At 39.5% G+C, this 390-nt stretch carries 2 pseudogenes; both read right to left on the bottom strand.

The window, feature by feature from the left end:
- Positions 1–213 (bottom strand): annotated as a pseudogene (locus ACKTR2_RS10435) (hypothetical protein); the annotation flags it as partial.
- Between the two features lie 14 nt (positions 214–227).
- Positions 228–390 (bottom strand): annotated as a pseudogene (locus tag ACKTR2_RS10430) (conjugal transfer protein TrbL family protein); the annotation flags it as partial.

Below are 390 nucleotides of genomic sequence, written 5' to 3'. Positions count from 1 at the left end.
TAGTGCAGTTCCTACAAAATCGGTATGGTTCGCCGTGAAAAGCTCTTGGTATAAATCCATTAACATGAGGTAAATTCCCATTATATAGAAGACCATGCTAAATAAGTTATCAAAATAGTAAGACAACTTAGTCCGCCGTGAAGGTGTTGTAAAAGGATCGGTTCGCATATCTTTTTTGGCTGTTTCCAATAACCAGTGTGCGATTTTCTTCATAACTATTTTTCCTCCTAGTGGTTACGGAAATAATTTTGAAACATTCTCATGGCACCCACACCAGCACTCTTAGTCACACCGGTTGAAGCCCAAAAGTCTTTAACGGCGTCAGGTGTTTTGACCACCAGAAAACCGAATCCGATTGAAGAAATAAAAGCAATAAACCCGTATTTAGCC

It is taken from the genome of Furfurilactobacillus curtus, assembly GCF_045862785.1.
Lineage (GTDB): Bacteria > Bacillota > Bacilli > Lactobacillales > Lactobacillaceae > Furfurilactobacillus > Furfurilactobacillus curtus.
Note: the sequence above shows the minus strand (reverse complement) of the source record. Positions and strands in the feature narration are given on the sequence as shown.